At 58.7% G+C, this 19603-nt stretch carries 17 protein-coding genes; 8 read left to right on the forward strand and 9 right to left on the reverse strand.

Annotated elements, in window-relative coordinates:
* Positions 1–19 precede the first annotated feature (19 nt).
* The 3 genes from pstA to FQ185_RS23490 all read right to left on the reverse strand — a co-directional run bounded on the left by pstA (position 20) and on the right by FQ185_RS23490 (position 5187).
* Complete coding sequence (gene pstA / locus FQ185_RS23480; protein ID WP_149419515.1) at positions 20–1690, reverse strand: phosphate ABC transporter permease PstA; 1671 nt, start codon at positions 1688–1690, stop codon at positions 20–22.
* 15 nt (positions 1691–1705) lie between these two features.
* On the reverse strand, positions 1706–3988 hold the full coding sequence (locus tag FQ185_RS23485; protein ID WP_149419516.1) for an ABC transporter permease subunit: 2283 nt from the start codon (positions 3986–3988) through the stop codon (positions 1706–1708).
* A 200-nt stretch (positions 3989–4188) separates the two neighbouring features.
* Positions 4189–5187: a phosphate ABC transporter substrate-binding protein PstS family protein gene (locus FQ185_RS23490; protein WP_149419517.1), complete on the reverse strand. Its 999-nt coding sequence runs from the start codon at positions 5185–5187 to the stop codon at positions 4189–4191.
* Between the two features lie 187 nt (positions 5188–5374).
* Here FQ185_RS23490 and FQ185_RS23495 point away from each other — a divergent pair, with 187 nt between their 5' ends.
* Positions 5375–6433 (forward strand): helix-turn-helix domain-containing protein, encoded by a 1059-nt coding sequence (locus tag FQ185_RS23495; RefSeq protein ID WP_149419518.1) that lies wholly within the window; start codon positions 5375–5377, stop codon positions 6431–6433.
* Positions 6430–6936, forward strand: coding sequence for a type II toxin-antitoxin system VapC family toxin (locus FQ185_RS23500; protein WP_149419519.1), 507 nt, complete (start codon positions 6430–6432; stop codon positions 6934–6936). The genes FQ185_RS23495 and FQ185_RS23500 overlap by 4 nt, the downstream gene beginning before the upstream one ends.
* Here the strand turns inward: FQ185_RS23500 and FQ185_RS23505 are convergent.
* On the reverse strand, positions 6933–8231 hold the full coding sequence (locus FQ185_RS23505; protein WP_149419520.1) for an MFS transporter: 1299 nt from the start codon (positions 8229–8231) through the stop codon (positions 6933–6935). The genes FQ185_RS23500 and FQ185_RS23505 overlap by 4 nt on opposite strands.
* Before the next feature lie 381 nt (positions 8232–8612).
* Between FQ185_RS23505 and FQ185_RS23510 the strand changes: the two genes are divergently transcribed.
* Positions 8613–9017 carry an acyl-CoA thioesterase gene (locus FQ185_RS23510; protein ID WP_007896491.1) on the forward strand — a complete coding sequence of 135 codons (405 nt, stop codon included), beginning with the start codon at positions 8613–8615 and terminating at the stop codon, positions 9015–9017.
* A gap of 72 nt (positions 9018–9089) precedes the next feature.
* Positions 9090–9989, forward strand: coding sequence for a D-hexose-6-phosphate mutarotase (locus tag FQ185_RS23515; RefSeq protein WP_149419521.1), 900 nt, complete (start codon positions 9090–9092; stop codon positions 9987–9989).
* Positions 9990–10103: 114 nt separating this feature from the next.
* On the opposite strand, the gene FQ185_RS23520 is transcribed toward FQ185_RS23515, so the two are convergent.
* The 4 genes from FQ185_RS23520 to purE all read right to left on the reverse strand — a co-directional run bounded on the left by FQ185_RS23520 (position 10104) and on the right by purE (position 12676).
* On the reverse strand, positions 10104–10640 hold the full coding sequence (locus tag FQ185_RS23520) for a DUF3299 domain-containing protein (RefSeq protein ID WP_149419522.1): 537 nt from the start codon (positions 10638–10640) through the stop codon (positions 10104–10106).
* An 88-nt stretch (positions 10641–10728) separates the two neighbouring features.
* Positions 10729–10974, reverse strand: coding sequence for a GlsB/YeaQ/YmgE family stress response membrane protein (locus FQ185_RS23525; RefSeq protein WP_033059272.1), 246 nt, complete (start codon positions 10972–10974; stop codon positions 10729–10731).
* A 116-nt stretch (positions 10975–11090) separates the two neighbouring features.
* The gene (locus FQ185_RS23530) at positions 11091–12173 is read right to left on the reverse strand and encodes a 5-(carboxyamino)imidazole ribonucleotide synthase (protein WP_149419523.1); all 1083 of its coding nucleotides are present in this window, start codon (positions 12171–12173) and stop codon (positions 11091–11093) included.
* Positions 12174–12184: 11 nt separating this feature from the next.
* On the reverse strand, positions 12185–12676 hold the full coding sequence (gene purE / locus FQ185_RS23535) for a 5-(carboxyamino)imidazole ribonucleotide mutase (protein WP_149419524.1): 492 nt from the start codon (positions 12674–12676) through the stop codon (positions 12185–12187).
* Positions 12677–13132: 456 nt separating this feature from the next.
* On the opposite strand from purE, the gene FQ185_RS23540 reads away from it, so the two are divergent.
* Positions 13133–13831 carry a hypothetical protein gene (locus tag FQ185_RS23540; protein ID WP_149419525.1) on the forward strand — a complete coding sequence of 233 codons (699 nt, stop codon included), beginning with the start codon at positions 13133–13135 and terminating at the stop codon, positions 13829–13831.
* 47 nt (positions 13832–13878) lie between these two features.
* Here the strand turns inward: FQ185_RS23540 and FQ185_RS23545 are convergent, their stop codons facing one another.
* Positions 13879–14790 carry a LysR substrate-binding domain-containing protein gene (locus tag FQ185_RS23545; RefSeq protein ID WP_149419526.1) on the reverse strand — a complete coding sequence of 304 codons (912 nt, stop codon included), beginning with the start codon at positions 14788–14790 and terminating at the stop codon, positions 13879–13881.
* Between the two features lie 180 nt (positions 14791–14970).
* Here FQ185_RS23545 and aspA point away from each other — a divergent pair, with 180 nt between their 5' ends.
* From aspA to FQ185_RS23560, 3 genes are all read left to right on the forward strand, one after another.
* Positions 14971–16395, forward strand: a complete 1425-nt coding sequence (gene aspA, locus FQ185_RS23550; RefSeq protein WP_128874529.1) for an aspartate ammonia-lyase — start codon at positions 14971–14973, stop codon at positions 16393–16395.
* 525 nt (positions 16396–16920) lie between these two features.
* A complete protein-coding gene (locus tag FQ185_RS23555; RefSeq protein WP_149419527.1) occupies positions 16921–18372 on the forward strand; it encodes a sodium:alanine symporter family protein in 1452 nt (483 codons plus the stop codon).
* 141 nt (positions 18373–18513) lie between these two features.
* Positions 18514–19518, forward strand: a complete 1005-nt coding sequence (locus tag FQ185_RS23560; RefSeq protein WP_149419528.1) for an asparaginase — start codon at positions 18514–18516, stop codon at positions 19516–19518.
* The last annotated feature ends 85 nt before the right edge of the window (positions 19519–19603 follow it).

Here is a 19603-nt window from a genome sequence, read left to right on the forward strand (position 1 = left end):
GAAATCAGTGCTGCATGAATCAGCTATCCAGCGCTTTGTATTTTTCGCGCAGGTGGTTACGGATATAAACGGCCGACAGGTTCAACGTGGCGATCACCAGCACCAGCAGCAGCGCCGTGGCGTACACCAGCGGCCGTGCGGCCTCGACGTTCGGGCTCTGGAAGCCGACGTCATAAATGTGGAAGCCCAAGTGCATGATCTTCTGGTCCAGGTGCAAGTACGGGTAGTTGCCATCCAGCGGCAGCGATGGCGCCAGTTTCACCACACCCACCAGCATCAGCGGCGCCACCTCACCGGCGGCGCGTGCCACGGCGAGAATCATGCCGGTCATCATCGCCGGGCTGGCCATCGGCAGCACGATCTTCCACAAGGTTTCAGCCTTGGTTGCGCCGAGGGCCAACGAGCCTTCGCGCACCGTGCGAGGAATCCGCGCCAGGCCTTCTTCCGTGGCCACGATCACCACCGGCACCGCCAGCAGCGCCAGGGTCAGGGACGCCCAGAGCAGGCCCGGCGTACCAAAGGTCGGCGCCGGCAGCGCTTCAGGGAAGAACAACCGGTCGACCGAACCGCCCAGCACATAGACGAAGAAGCCCAGACCAAACACACCGTAAACGATGGCTGGAACGCCCGCCAGGTTGTTCACCGCGATGCGGATCAAACGCGTCATGGTGTTCTGTTTCGCATATTCACGCAGGTAAACCGCTGCCAGTACGCCAAACGGGGTCACGATCATCGCCATGATCAACGTCATCATCACGGTGCCGAAAATCGCCGGGAAGATCCCGCCTTCGGTGTTCGCTTCACGCGGGTCGTCGCTCAAGAACTCCCAGACCTTGCTGAAGTAGAAGCCGATCTTGGTGAAGGTGTTCATGGCGTTCGGCTGATAGGCGTGAACCACTTTGCCGATACCGATTTCGACCTCTTTGCCGTTCGCGTCACGGGCCGTCAGGCTGTCGCGGTTGAACTGGGCGTGCAGGTCGTTCAGGCGGGCTTCGATGTCCTGATAACGCGCGTTCAGTTCGGCACGCTCGGACTCCATGTCCGCTTGCGCGGTAGCGTCCATCGTCCCGGCCAGTTCCAGTTTGCGACCGTGCAGGCGGACTCGCTCAAGGCCGGCGTTGATCGCGCCAATGTCGGATTTTTCCAGGCTCTTGAGCTCTGCGGCGAGTTTGTTGACGCGATCGACGCGGGCCTGCAGCTCAGGCCATGCCGCTTCGCCTTCAGCGATGACCTTGCCGTCCTGTTTGACGTTGACCAGGTAACCGTAGAAGTTGCCCCACTCACGACGCTCGATGGTCATCAACTCGGGGGGAGTCTTCTGATTGGTCAGCCACTCGCCGACGATCCAGGTGAAGTCGTTGCCGTTCAGGTCACGGTTGCCGACCTTGATCAGCTCGCGGGTCATGAATTCCGGGCCAACATCGGGCACCGGCAGGCCAGCGCTTTTCAGGCGCTCGCGCGGCACTTGTTCTTTCTGCACCACTTCGCCGATGACGAGGTGATTGGCCTGGCCCGGTACGTCGTAACTGGCGTGCACCAGGTCCGCCGGCCAGAAATGGCCCAGACCGCGCACGGCAATCACTGCCAGCAAGCCAATGGTCATGATGACCGCGATGGACACCGCGCCACCGCTGATCCAGACGCCGGGGGCGCCGCTCTTGAACCATCCTTTCAGGGAGTTCTGTTTCACAGACTTCTACCTTTCTTAAAGCGACGAGTATTTCTTGCGCAGACGCTGACGAATCAGTTCCGCGAGGGTGTTCATGACGAAGGTGAACATCAGCAGCACCAGCGCCGAGAGGAACAGCACGCGGTAGTGGCTGCCGCCGACCTCCGACTCGGGCATTTCCACCGCAACGTTGGCCGCCAGGGTGCGCAGGCCTTCGAACAGGTTCATTTCCATGACCGGGGTGTTACCGGTGGCCATCAGCACGATCATGGTTTCACCGACCGCACGGCCCATGCCGATCATCAGCGCCGAGAAAATGCCCGGGCTGGCAGTGAGGATCACCACGCGAGTCATGGTCTGCCACGGCGTGGCACCGAGGGCCAGGGAGCCGAGGGTCAAACCGCGAGGCACGCTGAACACGGCGTCTTCGGCGATGGAGTAGATGTTCGGGATCACCGCGAAACCCATGGCCAGACCGACCACCAGAGCGTTGCGCTGGTCGTAGGTGATGCCCAGGTCGTGGGAGATCCACATGCGCATGTCGCCGCCGAAGAACCAGGTTTCCATGTACGGGCTCATGTACAGCGAGAGCCAGCCTACAAACAGAATCACCGGGATCAGGATCGCGCTTTCCCAGCCGTCTGGCACCCGCAGGCGCAGCGATTCAGGCAGGCGACTGAAGGTGAAACCGGCGACCAGGATGCCGATCGGCATCAACAGCAGCAGGCTGAAAATGCCCGGCAAATGTCCTTCTACATACGGAGCGAGGAACAGGCCGGCGAAGAAGCCGAGGATCACCGTCGGCATCGCTTCCATCAGTTCGATCACCGGTTTGACCTTGCGGCGCATGCCCGGGGCCATGAAGTACGCGGTGTAGATAGCAGCGGCGACGGCCAGTGGTGCGGCCAGCAGCATCGCGTAGAACGCGGCTTTCAAAGTACCGAAAGTCAGCGGGGACAAGCTCAGCTTGGGTTCGAAGTCAGTGTTGGCGGCGGTCGATTGCCAGACGTATTTAGGCTCGTCGTAGTTCTCGTACCAGACCTTGCTCCACAACGCGCTCCAGGAAACCTCTGGGTGCGGGTTGTCGAGCAGCAGCGGTTGAAGCTTGCCGCCCGCCTCCACGATCACCCGGTTGGCCCGTGGCGAAAGACCAAAGACACCTTGGCCGTCGACCACCTGATCCACCAGCAACGTGCGGTGCGCGGTGCTGTGGAACACGCCGAGCTTGCCGGAAGCGTCGAGGGCGATGAAGCCTTTGCGACGTTCTTCAGCAGTGATTTCAACGATTGGCGTGGTGCCCATCTGGAAGGTGCGGATCTGCTTCAGTCGCAGCTCGCCATCCGGATCGCGGGCCATGAACCACTGGGCCAAACCACCTTTGGAATCGCCGAGGATCAGCGAGATACCACCGACCAGTTGGGTGGCGGCAGTGATTTCGGTTTCACCGTTATCCAGCAGTTTGTAGCGACCGTTGAGGCTCTTGTCGCGCAGGCTGAACACGTCGGCCTGAGCACGACCGTTGATCACGTACAGCCACTGCTGACGCGGGTCGACGAAGATGTTCTTCACCGGCTCGGTCATTTGCGGCAGATCAATACGCTTCTGCTCGTTGGTGACTTCGCCGGTCATCATGTTTTCTTCGCTGGTCAGCGACAAAACATTGAGCTGCGCACCGGTGGAGCCGACCAGCATCAGTGTCGTATCGGTCGCGTTGAGGCTGACATGCTCCAGGGCTCCGCCCGCCTCGTTCAGCGCGATCGGCGTTTCGCCGTACGGGTATTCGATGGCCGGCGAGATGGTTTTCTTGCCGTCCGGGTAGCTGACTTTATAAGTGTGACGGAACACCAGCGCCTGGCCGTTGGACAAGCCGACCGCCACCAAGGGATGGCCCGGTTGGTCTTCGCCGATGGAGGTCACGGTAGTGCCGGCCGGAATCGACAGATCGACACGCTTGAGTTCAGCGCCACTGTCGATATCGAAGAACAACGCCTGGCCCTTGTCGGAAACCCGCATGGCGACCTGGTTCTGTTCTTCCAGGGAGATCATCAGCGGCTTGCCAGCGTCGTGCATCCAGGCAGGCGTGATGGCGTCCTTGGCGGTCAGGTCGGCACCCTGAAACAGCGGCGCGACAACGTAAGCCAGGAAGAAAAAGATCAGCGTGATCGCGCCGAGAACGGCGAGGCCGCCCACGAGGACGTACCAGCGGGTCAGGCGATCTTTGAGCGCACGAATACGGCGCTTGCGTTGTAGCTCAGGCGTATTGAAGTCAATTCGCTTGGGGGGATTTGTAGTCATGGTGGAATTGGCCAGATCATTCATTCGCACACCCTAGCGATCCTGTATGACAGAAAGATGACAATGCAGTGACGCAACAAATCCGCCGCCCGTGGGAACTGGCAGCGGAGTGAAAAATTAGAGGTGTGGGAGCAAGAGCCCTGGCTTGCCGGAGGACCGGGTTACGGCCATCGCGGGCAAGCCACGCTCCCACAAAGATCCGAGGTTAGCCTCGGATCAGGGTTTTACTTTTTTGCTACGTTGTTGCCTTCTTGCAGACCCAGGTCAGCCAGTGCTTTTGCAGCAACCTTGGCTGGCAGCGGGATGTAGCCGTCTTTCACCACAACTTCCTGACCCTGTTTAGACAGAATCAGCTTCACGAACTCGGCTTCCAGCGGGGCCAGAGGCTTGTTCGGGGCTTTGTTGACGTAAACGTAGAGGAAACGCGACAGCGGGTACTTGCCGTTCAGGGTGTTTTCTTCGGTGTCTTCGATGAATTCAGTGCTGCCTTTCTTGGCCAGAGCCACTGTCTTCACGCTAGCGGTCTTGTAGCCGATGCCCGAGTAACCCACGCCGTTCAGCGAGGAGCTGATCGACTGCACGACCGAAGCCGAGCCAGGTTGTTCGTTGACGTTTGGCTTGTAGTCGCCTTTGCACAGGGCTTCTTCTTTGAAGTAGCCATAAGTGCCGGATACCGAGTTACGACCAAACAGTTGAACCGGCTTGTTGGCCAGGTCGCCGGTCACACCCAGATCACCCCAGGTTTTCACGTCGGCTTTGGCGCCACACAGACGAGTCGAGGAGAAAATCGCGTCGACTTGCTCCATGGTCATGTGCTGGATCGGGTTGTCTTTATGAACGAAGACAGCCAGGGCATCCACGGCAACCGGGATTGCGGTTGGCTTGTAGCCGTATTTGGTTTCGAAGGCCTGCAGCTCGTTGTCCTTCATCTTGCGGCTCATCGGGCCCAGGTTAGCGGTGCCTTCAGTCAGCGCAGGTGGCGCGGTAGAAGAACCGGCAGCCTGAATCTGGATGTTTACGTTCGGGTATTCTTTTTTGTAGTTTTCAGCCCACAGGGTCATGAGGTTGGCCAGGGTATCGGAGCCGACGCTGGACAGGTTGCCCGACACACCAGTGGTCTTGGTGTAGCTCGGGATAGCAGGGTCAACAGCGGCAACCGCGTTGGCGGTCGCAACGCCAGCAGCGACAAAAGTCATTGCCGCCATCAAACGCTTCAGTTTCATGCCTTACTCCTAGCAGATAGGTGTGTTAAGTCGGGGCCTAGTATCAGCAGGCCGTGTGAACACTCTATGGCTGAAATATGACAATTGGATGAAAGGCCACCATTCAAAATGCAGAAGCACCGAGACACCGAAGCGAGGTTGACAAATCGAAACTAAAATATAGCCTTGTCAACCAAGAGAGGAACTCATGATCAACGACCGAATTCGCCGTGCCCGTTTGCTGCGAGGCATGTCCCTTGATGCTCTAGCGCTCAAGCTTGGCGACATCACCAAGCAAGGCCTGAGTAAGTACGAGAAGGGGTTAAGCACCCCTAATTCGTCTCGCCTGCTGCAAATGGCCAAGGTCCTTCAGGTCAGCCCCGAATACTTCTTTCGTGCGGACGCCGTGCCGCTGGCACCGTTGGAGTTTCGTAAACTCGCGAAAATGCCGAAGTATCGCCAGGTTCAAGTCGAAGAACAGATTCGAGAACACCTTGAGCGCTACATTGCTCTGGAAGAATGCTTTGACCCGGCAGACATCCAGACTCCCTCCACCCCAGCGCAAATGTTGCCCGTTACCTCTATCGAGGAGGCTGAACACGCCGCCGAAGCCCTGCGCGAATACTGGAGAATTGGTAGCGATCCAATTTCCAACCTGACCGAGCAACTGGAAGAGCACAGCATCAAGGTAGCGATGCTCATAGGGCCGGACGACTTCGACGGCGCCTGCGCCGCTACCGGTGATGGTCGCCACGTCTTGATCGCCCTTAATGCAGAGCGCCCAGGCGAACGCATACGCTTCACCGCTGCCCACGAACTCGGGCATTGGGTCATGAAGTTGCCTGAGGACATGCCAGAGCGAGATAAAGAAAACTGCTGCCATCGTTTTGCAGGCGCTTTTCTCTATCCGGCAAAAGGCGTCACCAGCGACTTCGGCAACCATCCTCGTTCGCGGGTTCATCCGCGCGAACTGCTTATCGCTAAACGCCAATACGGAATTTCGATGCACGCCGCTTTGCGGCGCCTCAAGGATCTGCATTTATTGAGCGATGGGGGCTACAAATCCCTCACAATTCAATTCAGTGCAAATGGCTGGCGCAAGGCCGAACCGGAGCCGATGCCATGCAAACCGCCGCAACGTTTTGAATCGTTGGTGTTCTGGGGACTGGCTGAAGGATTGATCACCAAATCTCGTGCAGCTGAACTTCTACGCAAACCAGTGAGCGCTCTTGATCCCAATTTCTTGGGCTCACTGGAGAGTGCATGAGTCTGATCTACATTAGCGACACGAATATCTGGATCGACTTCAGGAACGCCGGACTGCTGAAACAGATGTTCAGACTGCCGTTCAAACTTTGTTGTACGGATTTCGTGTTGCATGAACTCGAAGATTTCCCCCATGACGAATTGCTCGCCCATGGGTTGATTGTTGAATCTTTCGATGGACCAGAAGTGCTTCGACTCTTCAGCCTCAAAGTCGAGCACAACAACAGTTCTCTGGCGGACGTCTCGTGTTACCTGCTTGCTCAGGAAACAGGCCGCCCGTTACTGACGGGTGACGGAAAACTGAGGCGTCAGGCACAAAAAGATGGATTGCAGGTGCATGGCGCGCTCTGGTCACTGGACTTGATGATTGAGCATCAAGTAATTGCGCCGCTACAGGCAGCAGACGCTTTACAGGATATGCTTTTACGCGGAGCACGTTTGCCGTCAGGCGAATGTGAGACAAGGCTTTCGCACTGGCGAAAGCCTTGTCCGTTTATGGTTTAGCGCCCCTTCCTCCAAAGATACGCACCCACCAAAATCCCGACTCCGCACAGGATTGCCACATAGTACGCAGGCCCCATCGGACTTTCCTTGAGCAGCAGGCTGACGATCATCGGCGTCAGGCCACCAAAAATGGCATAGGCGACGTTGTAGGAGAACGACAGGCCGCTGAAACGCACCACCGGCGGGAACGCTTTGACCATCACGTATGGCACCGCACCGATGGTGCCCACCAGCAGGCCGGTCAGGGCGTACATCGGGAACAGCCAGTCGGGATGGTCAGCCAGGCTGTGGTAGAAGGTCCATGAGCTGGCCAGCAATGCGGCGCAACCGAACACGAAGACTCGTCCCGCACCGAATCGATCCGCCAGAGCCCCGGCGATGATGCAGCCAAAGCTCAGGAATACGATCGCTACGCTGTTGGACTGCAGGGCAGTGGTTGGCGAGAAGTGATAGACCGTCTGCAATACGGTCGGGGTCATCAGGATCAGCACCACAATGGCAGCGGACAGCAACCAGGTCAGCAGCATGGAAATCAGAATCGCACCGCGATGGTCACGCAACACCGCGCGCAGCGGCACCTCTTCGGCCAGGGCTTTACGCAATTGCAGCTCGGCGAACACCGGGGTTTCGTGCAACCAGCGGCGCAGATAAACCGAGAACAAACCGAATACACCGCCCAACAGGAACGGAATCCGCCAAGCGTAATCGGCAACTTCTACCGGCGTGTAAAAGCTGTTGATCGCGGTGGCGACCAGCGAGCCCAGCAAGATGCCAGCCGTCAGACCGCTGGTCAGGGTGCCGCAGGCGTAGCCGATATGCCGCTGCGGCACGTGTTCGGAAACGAATACCCACGCTCCCGGCACTTCACCGCCAATCGCAGCGCCTTGAATCACCCGCATCAGCAGCAACAGGATCGGCGCCCACATGCCGATCTGCGCGTAAGTCGGCAGCAGGCCCATGATCAGGGTCGGCACCGCCATCATGAAAATGCTCAGGGTGAACATCTTCTTGCGCCCCAGCAGGTCGCCGAAGTGCGCCATGACGATGCCACCCAGTGGCCGAGCCAAATAGCCGGCGGCAAAGATCCCGAAGGTCTGCATCAAGCGCAGCCACTCGGGCATGTCGGCCGGGAAGAACAGCTTGCCGACCACCGTGGCGAAGAACACGAAGATGATGAAGTCGTAAAACTCCAGCGCACCGCCCAGCGCAGACAGCGACAAAGTCTTGTAATCGCTGCGGGTCAGCGGACGTGCGGATTGAGTGGGCTGCGCGATGCTCGAGGGCGCTGTGGTCATGGCAAGGCTTCTCTTATAGTCGGATCTGCAACCCCAACAACGCTGGCTGAGGCTTGGGCAGGTCCGGCACGATAACAAATTGTTCGAAAAAGCACATAGAGGTGCGTATTCGACAGTCAAATTGAGAACCGGACGGTCGTCTCGGAGTCTACCGATCGATATACTCGCGGCCATGCAGCATTTTTAAGGGGTTGCTGTGCGAAAACGCGCTGGATGCCAGGCAAGATAATTGCTTGGCTCAGTCGGTTTCGCAGAGATTCCCTTTAGGCGCCTTACGAAAAACGTGACGAACGTAGTATGTTCGGGCTGAATCGTTTTTCCCGAAGACGGCTATTCACCTGAAGTACCAATAAAGAGTCACGGGTCAGAGGCACCCCCGGCATGATAGAGCTCGAACAAGAAGATCCGATCCCGCAAGGCGACCTTGCCCTGCAAATTACCGCGCTTCCGCGCGAAACCAACGGCTTTGGCGATATTTTCGGCGGTTGGCTGGTAGCGCAGATGGATTTGGCCGGCACAGCAATGGCCAGCAAAGTCGCGGGTGGTCGTGTGGCCACGGTTGCGATCGACCGCATGGCGTTCCTGGTTCCGGTCGCGGTGGGCGCTCAGCTCTCCTTCTATACCCAGGCGCTGGAAATCGGCCGCAGCTCGATCCAGATGATGGTTGAAGTGTGGAGCGACGATCCGCTGTCCAGCGAATGGCGTAAGGTGACCGAAGCGGTATTCGTGTTCGTCGCCATCGACGGCAGCGGTCGCACCCGTTCGGTTCCGCCCAGGGCTCGTTAAAACAGGAAGCGTTAAACCCGGCGACCGTTTCGCGGTCCATTGCAGTCATTGTTCCTGATCGAGAGCTGTCCCATGAGCACACCCAACGTTGAAGCCGTGAAACTGAATGAACTGAACTGCTGGCGCATCCGCCATGGTCAGGCCGAATTGCTGGTGGCCCAGCAAGGCGCGCACATCCTCAGTTATCAGTTGGCCGGGCAACCGCCGCTGATCTGGCTCAACGACGAGGCCGTGTTCAAGACCGGCAAGAGCATCCGCGCGGGTGTGCCGGTGTGCTGGCCTTGGTTCGGCAACTTCGGGCGCAACCCGCAAAGTGTTCAAGCGATGCGCGTCAGCAACGAACCGCCGACAGCACATGGCCTGGTTCGGGCGATGGACTGGGAACTGGGCGGCATTGAAGCGGAGGGCGAAAGCCTGAAAGTGGAGTTCTTGCTGCCCTACCCCGAAGGCGGCCTGCCGGGCTGGCCGCATCAGGTGGATTTGAAGCTGAGCATCCGTCTGGATGAACAACTGCATATCAGCCTGACCAGCCTTAACCAGGGCACTGAGAAAGTGACCATCAGCCAGGCGCTGCACAGCTACTTCGCGGTCAGCGATGTGCGAAAGGTGCATATCGAAGGGCTGGATGACTTGAGCTACATCGACACGCTGAACGACTGGAAAACCGCTACCCAGACCGGCGAGCTGGGTTTTGCCGGCGAGACCGACCGCATCTACCTCAATACCCCGGCGAAGCTGAGCATTGTCGATCCGGCGTGGGAACGGCGCATCGAGCTGACCAGCAGCGGCTCACGCTCGGCGGTGATCTGGAACCCGTGGATCGACCGCGCTGCCGCATTCAGCGACATGGCCGATGATGGCTGGCAGCGCATGCTGTGCATTGAAACGGCGAATGTGATGGATGATGTGGTGAGCCTAGCGCCGGGCGCAAGCCATACCCTCGGTGTGAGCATCGCCAGCAAATCTCTCTAACACCAGATACCCAATGTGGGAGCGAGCCTGCTCGCGATAGGGCCATAACATCCAACATCTATGTTGACTGTTAAACCGCCATCGCGAGCAGGCTCGCTCCCACATTTGGATCACCTACAAATCTGATTCCTGCACTACCCGCACCTTCGCCGCATCCAGCGCATACGCCGCATCGGCCAGGTCGTTGTTGACCTTCTCGATCTTCAGCGTGCCGGTCACCCACAGCGGTGTGTAGATGTCATCCAGCTGCAAGCCTTTCGGATAACGCACCAGCACCAACTGGTTAGGCGGCGGTGGCGGCACGTGGATGCAGGCGCCCGGGTATGGCACGAGGAAGAACAGCGTGCTGCGGCCCTTGGCGTCGGATTCCAGCGGTACCGGGTAACCGCCGATGCGGATGTTCTTGTCGTTCATCGACGGCACGGTTTTGGTCGAATACATCACCGCCGGCAAGCCTTTGCTCTGTTTCATGCCACCCTTTTCGGTAAAGGTGCCATTGGCTTCGGGGGAGTTGTGGTCGATTTCGGGCATGGCCTCGAGGGCTTTCTGGTCCGACTTGGGCATCAGGTCGAGCCAGTCGGTTTCCGGCAGTTCGCCGGCGTGGGCAAGGCCTGTACCCAGTAAAAGAAGAGTGAACATCAAACGGCGCATGGAGGTGCTCGGCAAAGGAAAGGACGGTGCAACGCCGAACATTCTAGCCCTCTCCGGCTGCTCGGCAGAGAGGGCTTTGTCGCCTGAATCAGTTCTTTTTGATCAAGCCGTAGATCACCAGCAAGATCACGGCACCCACCAGCGCACCAAGGAAGCCTGCGCCTTGGCCGGCCTGATAGAAGCCCAGGGCCTGGCCGCCGTATGTGGCCGCCAGCGAACCGCCGATACCGAGCAGGATGGTCATGATCCAGCCCATGCTGTCATCACCCGGTTTCAGGAAGCGAGCCAGCAGGCCGACGATCAAGCCGATAAAGATGGTTCCGATAATTCCCATGGCATTTCCCTCTGATTGAATGGCTGTGTCCTTGCCAAAGCCTAGTCAGACTTTGGCATCCTGCCATGAGAGAACGGCGGCCCCGAAATGGTTCCGCCGCTGCCACATGAAACTGTTTATTCGGCGATGAGCGCTTCGACCTTGAGGATCTGTGCCGCCAGCGTCTCGCGGTCCGCACAACGCAGGTTGGCGTGACCGACCTTGCGACCGACCTTGAACGCCTTGCCATAGTGATGCAGATGGCAATCGGCAATGGCCAGGACTTGCTCGGTCTCCGGCACTTTGCCGATGAAGTTGAGCATCGCGCTCTCGCCGACCTTGGCCGTCGAACCCAGCGGCAGACCGGCAACGGCCCGAAGGTGGTTTTCGAACTGGCTGCACTCGGCGCCTTCCGTGGTCCAGTGACCCGAGTTATGCACACGCGGGGCGATCTCGTTGGCCTTGAGGCCACCGTCGACTTCGAAGAACTCGAACGCCATCACGCCAACGTAATTCAGCTGCTTGAGCACACGGCTGGAATAATCTTCGGCCAAGGCTTGCAGCGGGTGATCGGTGCTGGCCACGGACAGCTTGAGGATGCCGCTGTCGTGGGTGTTGTGAACCAGCGGATAGAACCTGGTTTCACCATCACGAGCACGTACGGCGATCAGCGAAACTTCGCCCGTGAACGGCACGAAGCCTTCCAGTAGACAAGCCACGCTGCCCAGCTCAGCGAACGTACCCACCACGTCTTCAGGTTTGCGCAGAACCTTCTGGCCCTTGCCGTCATAACCCAGGGTGCGGGTTTTCAACACGGCCGGCAGACCGATGGAAGCCACGGCGGCGTCCAGATCCGCTTGCGACTGGATGTCGGCGAACGCCGGGGTGGGAATCCCCAGGTCCTTGAACATGCTCTTCTCGAACCAGCGATCACGGGCGATGCGCAGGGCTTCGGCACTCGGGTACACCGGGACGAATTGCGAGAGGAACGCCACGGTTTCGGCCGGGACGCTTTCAAACTCGAAAGTCACCAGATCGACTTCATCGGCCAACTGGCGCAGGTGGTCCTGATCGCCGTAATCGGCCCGCAGGTGTTCGCCCAACGCAGCTGCGCAAGCATCCGGCGCCGGGTCCAGGAAAGCGAAGTTCATGCCCAGCGGAGTACCCGCCAACGCCAACATGCGGCCCAACTGGCCGCCACCGATTACACCGATCTTCATCGTCAACAACCTCAGGCGATGCGTGGGTCTGGATTTTCCAGGACGCTGTCTGTCTGCTCAGTGCGGAATTTTTTCAGCACCGCGTGGAACTGCGGGTGCTTGGCGCCCAGGATGCTCGCCGAGAGCAGCGCTGCGTTGATCGCGCCGGCCTTGCCGATGGCCAGGGTGGCGACCGGAATGCCCGCAGGCATCTGCACTATGGAAAGCAGCGAATCGACGCCCGAGAGCATCGACGACTGCACCGGCACACCCAGCACCGGCAGGTGAGTCTTGGCCGCACACATGCCTGGCAAGTGGGCCGCGCCACCGGCACCGGCGATGATCACCTCGATGCCACGCGCCTCGGCTTCTTCAGCGTACTGGAACAGCAGGTCCGGGGTGCGGTGGGCGGAGACCACTTTCACCTCGTAAGGGATGCCGAGCTTTTCCAGCATATCGGCGGTGTGGCTAAGGGTGGACCAATCGGACTTGGAGCCCATGATCACGCCAACCAGTGCGCTCATCGTCGTGCCTCTTCTCTCTGGGCGCCCGCAGGCGCGTCAAAAAACAACAAGCCACGCGGGATATCCGGCGTGGCTTGAGTGTACGAATTAAGGCCGGGCGAACCGGCCGAAGGCCGCGCAGTATACCGTAATGAGGCAGATAAACAGCCCCTTCTACGACCATCTGTCATGACGGGTCTCTTTACCCGCCCATCAGAATTTATTGACTCTAAAGTCAGCGAGCACTTCGCTTTAATGATGATACTCACATCAGCCCTAGACGAAGTTCTCCACAATCAAACTCTTTTATTGAAAAACAACAAAGAGAATGCCCCCTAACACTCTCTGATACACAACCAGACTACGAAACCAAGTGCGAATCCATTAATAATCAAGAACCACGATGTATGTGACTTTCTCCATGACAGGCCACATATAACTTAATGACCAACAACCATCCCTTACAAAGAGTTTTTTATGCCAGCATTATTAAAGTTGACACTTGCATTATTTGGCAGTGTATTCATTGCCTTTACTGCCCAGGCAACCATCGCCATTGATGATACTTCCTGGGCACCTGTAAAGCCTCAGATTCAAATACGATCGTTCAAAGCACTACCCGTGGATAAAATGCCGATTTTCATCCATACGTTCATTCACGACGACATAGCAGAGTCACAATCAGAAATTTATGCGAAACACTTCCTGCCCATGGTTAAAGAGATTGAAGGGACCACTGGACGGCGCGTGTCGGTTCAATTTATTCGACACCAGCCCACCTATACTGATTTCGCTTATGAAAATTCTGACGAACAGGCTACTTACCAAAGCTGGAGTAAACTGGCAATCCAATATAGAAACAAACAAAACCTGCCTTATCAGCAAACTACAAAATTTCTACTGCTGACCCGTAATTCATTAAACAGTCGCGTAGGCGGCATAGCGGGCGTTGGTGAGCAAGTAGGTATTGCCTCACTCAAGAGCACAATCATTGTAGGTCATGAAGTTGGGCACATGCTGGATGCCTCGCACGAGAACGGTGAAGTGCTCTTTCGGAGTGCTTGGTGGTGTGACAGTTACATGGTTCCGAGTCCAAATATCTTGACCAGCAACTGCAATATTTACACCGATGCAAACCGGGAAAGAATCAATGCCTTTTTGAAGAATGTTCCATAAATAAACAACGTCTGGAGTCGTCAGTATCGGCTCCAAACGGCGCACCATTACGAACCACCACCAGCCGCACCACCCTCCAGTTTGCGCCACAACAACCGCACATTAGCCTTGCGCACCAGCGCGCAGCGGTACAGACGAATCTCCAACGGCACATGCCATTGCGGGCCGCCGCAGACCACCAGTTCGCCACGAGCCAGTTCGGCGCGCACGCTCAGCTGGGGAACCCAGGCAATGCCCAAACCTTCCAGCGCCATACTTTTAAGGCTGTCGGCCATGGCGGTCTCATAAATGGTGGTGAAGCGCAGCGCCCGTTGGCGCAGCAACATGTTCACCGAACGCCCGAGAAACGCACCGGCGCTGTAGGCCAACAGCGGCACGCTGGCCTCGCCTTCCAGATCGAACAATGGCTTGCCGTCGGCGTCCGCGGCGCAGACCGGGAGCATCTCGGTCTGCCCAAGGTGCAGCGACGGGAAAATTTCCGGGTCCATCTGCATCGCTGCGTCCGGGTCATAGAAAGCCAGCATCAAATCGCAACCGCCTTCGCGCAACGCATGCACCGCATCGCCAACGTTGGTCGCCACCAACCGTGTGGCGATGTTCAAACCTTCGTTGCGTAGCTGGGCGATCCAGCGCGGAAAGAATCCCAAGGCCAGCGAGTGAGCGGCGGCAACCTGCATCACCTCCCCCTGCCCACCCTCCAAATGATGGAGATGGCGGAGCACTTCGCCGAGTTGCTCCACCACGGTCCGCGCGGTGACGAGGAACAATTGCCCCGCTGCCGTCAGCTCGACTGGCGTGCGCGAGCGATTGACCAACGTCAGCCCCAGCGCGGCTTCGAGGCTGCGGATCCGCCGACTGAACGCCGGCTGAGTCACGAAGCGTCGTTCCGCTGCCTGAGAGAAGCTGCGGGTGGCGGCCAAGGCGCTAAAGTCCTCAAGCCATTTACTTTCAAGGTTCATCACGGCCTCCCGGACACGCACCAATTTAGGTCACACGCTCGCCGCAGATACGGCGTCACATGGGCATTATGCCGAATGTGCATAGGCTAGTGTTTAACAGCATTGGCCCAAAATTCTCCACAAGCCTAGCATTTGCAGTGTTCCGGCACCGACCGGGTCCCTATCGAGATGATTTCTATCATGTCCTCCGCTGCATCTTTCCGCACAGAAAAAGACCTGCTTGGCGTACTCGAAGTACCTGCTCAAGCGTATTACGGCATCCAGACCCTGCGAGCGGTGAACAACTTCCGTCTCTCCGGCGTTCCGATTTCGCATTACCCGAAGCTGGTTGTCGGCCTGGCCATGGTCAAACAGGCCGCCGCTGACGCCAACCGCGAGCTGGGCCACCTGAGCGAAGCCAAGCACGCTGCCATCAGCGAAGCCTGTGCACGTTTGATCCGCGGCGATTTCCACGAAGAGTTCGTGGTAGACATGATTCAAGGCGGCGCGGGCACTTCAACCAACATGAATGCCAACGAAGTCATCGCCAACATCGCGCTGGAGGCCATGGGTCACCAGAAGGGCGAATACCAATACCTGCACCCGAACAACGACGTGAACATGGCGCAGTCTACCAACGACGCCTACCCGACCGCGATCCGTCTAGGCTTGCTGTTGGGTCACGATGCGTTGCTGGCCAGCCTCGACAGCCTGATCCAGGCATTCGCTGCCAAGGGCCAGGAATTCAGCCACGTATTGAAAATGGGCCGTACACAACTGCAAGACGCCGTGCCGATGACCCTGGGTCAAGAATTCCGCGCTTTCGCTACTACGCTGGGCGAAGACTTGGCGCGTCTCAAAACGCTGGCACCGGAACTGCTGACCGAAGTGAACCTGGGCGGCACCGCGATCGGCACCGGCATCAACGCCGACCCGCGTTACCAGCACCTGGCCGTTCAGCGCCTGGCACTGATCAGCGGTCAACCGCTGGTTCCAGCCGCTGACCTGATCGAAGCCACCTCCGACATGGGCGCCTTCGTGCTGTTCTCCGGCATGCTCAAGCGCACCGCGGTCAAGCTCTCGAAGATCTGCAACGACCTGCGCCTGCTGTCCAGCGGCCCACGCACCGGCATCAACGAAATCAACCTGCCAGCGCGTCAGCCAGGCAGCTCAATCATGCCCGGCAAGGTCAACCCGGTTATCCCGGAAGCCGTCAATCAGGTGGCTTTCCAGATCATCGGCAACGACCTGGCCCTGACCATCGCGGCCGAAGGCGGCCAACTGCAACTGAACGTGATGGAGCCGCTGATCGCGTTCAAGATCTTCGACTCGATCCGCCTGCTGCAACGCGCCATGGACATGCTGCGCGAGCATTGCATCGTCGGCATCACCGCCAACGAAGAGCGCTGCCGCGAACTGGTCGAACACTCGATCGGTCTGGTCACCGCGCTGAACCCGTACATCGGCTATGAAAACGCCACCCGCATCGCCCGTATCGCCCTCGAAAGCGGCCGCGGTGTGCTGGAACTGGTGCGCGAAGAAGGCCTGCTCGACGACGAAATGCTCGCCGACATACTGCGCCCGGAAAACATGATTGCTCCGCGTCTGGTGCCTCTGAAGGCTTAACCGAACGCAACGCCGGCTCTTGCTCTTTTAACCAAGCGCACCAAGAGCCACGCTCACCAGGTCGAGGGACTAGACACCTCTCACCTTTTGAGGGCTTGGGGATTTATTCCCCAGGCCCTTTTTTTTAACTCTTTGGCAGCAAAACAGAACCTGTGGGAGCGGGCTTGCCCGCGATGAACGATAACGCGGTGTACCTGAAAAACCGCGGCGCCAGCATCGCGGGCAAGCCCGCTCCCACAAGAACCGGACCTCCAAAGGGTCAGGTGTTTCAAAGCCTCGTTACATCGCTTGCACCACAACCGTGCAGACGGACGGCACACTCATAGGTATAGTGCCGCCCCTCTTCGCGTGAGCGGTCGTCGGTAACGAGGCCCAAACCCATGCGAAACCCGAACTAATAACAAACCCGCAATATGAAATCGGGACGAACTTTCGCCTCACCTGTTTTGCCATGCGCAACTCGGTGTAACGCGATGTTTCGGCTCGCCCAGCATTTGCCTACACAAAAACAGCGAGGAATACTCCATGCTCGAAGTCATTAACGACTTCCTCTCAGGGAAAGTACTGATCGTGCTCATTGTCGGGCTCGGTAGCTACTTCACGATCCGCTCGCGTTTCGTTCAATTGCGTCACTTCTTCCATATGTTTGCGGTGTTCCGCGACAGCCTCAAAAGCAGCGCCGGTCAACTCAGTTCGTTCCAGGCCCTGATGCTCAGCCTCGCCGGCCGCGTCGGTGCGGGCAACATCGCCGGTGTCGGTATCGCCGTCACCCTGGGTGGCCCGGGTGCGGTGTTCTGGATGTGGGTGACCGCGCTGGTCGGCATGTCCAGCAGCTTCTTCGAATGCTCCCTCGGCCAGCTCTACAAGCGCTGCGACTCCGACGGCACGTACCGTGGCGGCCCGTCCTATTACATCCAGCACGGCCTGCAAAAACGCTGGCTGGGCATGATCATGGCGTTCCTGTTGCTGGTGACCTTCGGGTTTGCCTTCAACGGCCTGCAATCCCACGCCGTGACCCACTCCCTGAACAACGCGTTCGGCCTCGACACCACCTACACAGGCTTGGCCCTGGCGGTATTGCTGGGGCTGGTGTTCATCGGCGGGATCAAGCGGATCGCCAAGGTCGCCGACCTGCTGGTGCCGGTGAAAACCCTGGTGTACATCGGCGTGACCCTCTACGTGATCGTGCTTCAGTTCGACCACGTTCCAGCCATGCTGATGACCATCGTCAAAAGTGCCTTCGGTCTCGACCAGGCGTTCGGCGGCCTGATTGGCAGTGCCATCGTCATGGGCGTGAAACGTGGCGTATTCGCCAACGAAGCGGGCCTGGGCAGTGCACCTAACGTGGCCGCCGTCGCGTCGGTCGAGCACCCGGTGGCACAAGGTGTGGTCCAGGCATTCAGCGTGTTCCTCGACACCTTCGTGATCTGCACCTGCACCGCATTGCTGATCCTGCTGTCGGGTTTCTACACCCCGGGCTTCGAAGGCGACGGCATTGCCCTGACCCAAAACTCGCTGGCTGCCGTGGTCGGTAACTGGGGCCGGAGTTTCATCTCCGTAGCCCTGTCGTTGTTCGTGTTCACCTCGATCCTCTACAACTACTACCTGGGCGAGAGCAACCTGCGCTTTTTGATCGGTGAAAACCGCAAGGCGCTGATCGGCTACCGCGCGCTGGTATTGGTGCTGATCTTCTGGGGTGCGATCGAAAACCTCGGCACCGTATTCGCCTTCGCCGACATCACCATGACCATGCTCGCGTTCGTGAACCTGATCGCGTTGTTCCTGCTGTTCAAGGTCGGCATGCGCATCCTGCGTGACTACGACGACCAGCGTGCGGCCGGGATCAAGACGCCGGTGTTCGATTCGAGCAAATTCCCGGATCTGGACCTGGACTTGAACGCCTGGCCAGCCAATCCTCCAGCCGCGGCCCCAAAGGCTGAAGCTGAGCCACAAGGCGTACCCGCAGCGCAACGCTGATCGGTTAAAGTGCGCAATCCCATGTGGGAGCGAGCCTGCTCGCGAAGGCGGTTTGACAGTCAACATTGATGTTGAATGTTCCGACCCTTTCGCGAGCAGGCTCGCTCCCACAATGGAACTCATTGTTCTCGGAGAGTCTCCATGAATTCCTCGACCTACCCTGCCGCACAGCACGTCATGGTGCTCTACACCGGCGGCACCATCGGTATGCAAGCCAGCGCCAATGGCCTGGCTCCGGCGTCCGGTTTTGAAGCGCGGATGCGCGAGTATCTGCACAGCCAACCTGAACTCGTGGTGCCGCAATGGCGCTTTCGCGAGATGTCGCCGCTGATCGACAGCGCCAACATGACCCCGGTTTACTGGCAGCAACTGCGTGAAGCGGTGGTCGATGCTGTTGATGTGCAGGGCTGCGACAGCGTGCTGATCCTGCACGGCACCGACACCTTGGCCTACAGCGCCGCAGCCATGAGCTTTCAATTGCTCGGCCTGCAGGCCCGCGTGGTGTTCACCGGTTCCATGCTGCCGGCCGGCGTAACTGACAGCGATGCCTGGGAAAACCTCAGCGGCGCGCTGGTTGCCTTGGGCCAAGGTCTGGCACCGGGCGTTCATCTGTATTTCCACGGAGAACTGCTGGACCCGACCCGTTGCGCGAAGGTGCGCAGTTTCGGGCGTCATCCGTTCAAACGCCTGGAGCGTCAGGGCGCAGGCGTGAAGGCGCCAGCGCTGCCAGTGGAGTTGCATTACCGCAAGATCAAACAATTGACGACAGTCGCTGTGCTGCCGCTGTTCCCCGGCATCGGCGCCGCGATACTCGACGGCCTGCTCGACAGCGGCATTCAAGGCCTGGTGCTGGAGTGCTACGGCAGCGGCACCGGGCCGAGCGATAACCCGGAGTTTCTCGCCAGCCTGGAGCGGGCGCGGGACAAGAGTGTTGTGGTGGTAGCCGTCACCCAATGCCATGAAGGTGGCGTCGAGCTGGACGTTTACGAGGCCGGTAGTCGTCTGCGTGGTGTCGGCGTGTTGTCCGGTGGTGGCATGACGCGCGAGGCGGCATTCGGCAAGTTGCACGCGCTGTTGGGTGCAGGGCTGGAAACTTCTGAAGTACGACAGCTAGTAGAATTCGACCTCTGCGGCGAACTGAGCTGACACCCTGCAAAACCCTGTGGGAGCGAGCCTGCTCGCGATAGCGGCCGTCCATCCAACATTGATGCTGACTGACACACCGCCATCG

It is taken from the genome of Pseudomonas sp. ANT_H12B, assembly GCF_008369325.1.
Taxonomy (GTDB): domain Bacteria; phylum Pseudomonadota; class Gammaproteobacteria; order Pseudomonadales; family Pseudomonadaceae; genus Aquipseudomonas.

What these genes read in the sequence shown, in the direction of transcription:
- FQ185_RS23500 (WP_149419519.1), top strand. Translation starts at nt 6,430, where the DNA reads ATGAGTCTGATCTACATTAGCGACACGAATATCTGGATCGACTTCAGG.
- FQ185_RS23510 (WP_007896491.1), top strand. Translation starts at nt 8,613, where the DNA reads ATGATAGAGCTCGAACAAGAAGATCCGATCCCGCAAGGCGACCTTGCC.
- FQ185_RS23545 (WP_149419526.1), bottom strand. Translation starts at nt 14,790, where the DNA reads ATGAACCTTGAAAGTAAATGGCTTGAGGACTTTAGCGCCTTGGCCGCC.
- FQ185_RS23555 (WP_149419527.1), top strand. Translation starts at nt 16,921, where the DNA reads ATGCTCGAAGTCATTAACGACTTCCTCTCAGGGAAAGTACTGATCGTG.
- aspA (WP_128874529.1), top strand. Translation starts at nt 14,971, where the DNA reads ATGTCCTCCGCTGCATCTTTCCGCACAGAAAAAGACCTGCTTGGCGTA.
- FQ185_RS23485 (WP_149419516.1), bottom strand. Translation starts at nt 3,988, where the DNA reads ATGAATGATCTGGCCAATTCCACCATGACTACAAATCCCCCCAAGCGA.
- FQ185_RS23515 (WP_149419521.1), top strand. Translation starts at nt 9,090, where the DNA reads ATGAGCACACCCAACGTTGAAGCCGTGAAACTGAATGAACTGAACTGC.
- FQ185_RS23520 (WP_149419522.1), bottom strand. Translation starts at nt 10,640, where the DNA reads ATGCGCCGTTTGATGTTCACTCTTCTTTTACTGGGTACAGGCCTTGCC.
- FQ185_RS23530 (WP_149419523.1), bottom strand. Translation starts at nt 12,173, where the DNA reads ATGAAGATCGGTGTAATCGGTGGCGGCCAGTTGGGCCGCATGTTGGCG.
- FQ185_RS23495 (WP_149419518.1), top strand. Translation starts at nt 5,375, where the DNA reads ATGATCAACGACCGAATTCGCCGTGCCCGTTTGCTGCGAGGCATGTCC.
- FQ185_RS23525 (WP_033059272.1), bottom strand. Translation starts at nt 10,974, where the DNA reads ATGGGAATTATCGGAACCATCTTTATCGGCTTGATCGTCGGCCTGCTG.
- purE (WP_149419524.1), bottom strand. Translation starts at nt 12,676, where the DNA reads ATGAGCGCACTGGTTGGCGTGATCATGGGCTCCAAGTCCGATTGGTCC.
- FQ185_RS23490 (WP_149419517.1), bottom strand. Translation starts at nt 5,187, where the DNA reads ATGAAACTGAAGCGTTTGATGGCGGCAATGACTTTTGTCGCTGCTGGC.
- FQ185_RS23505 (WP_149419520.1), bottom strand. Translation starts at nt 8,231, where the DNA reads ATGACCACAGCGCCCTCGAGCATCGCGCAGCCCACTCAATCCGCACGT.
- FQ185_RS23540 (WP_149419525.1), top strand. Translation starts at nt 13,133, where the DNA reads ATGCCAGCATTATTAAAGTTGACACTTGCATTATTTGGCAGTGTATTC.
- FQ185_RS23560 (WP_149419528.1), top strand. Translation starts at nt 18,514, where the DNA reads ATGAATTCCTCGACCTACCCTGCCGCACAGCACGTCATGGTGCTCTAC.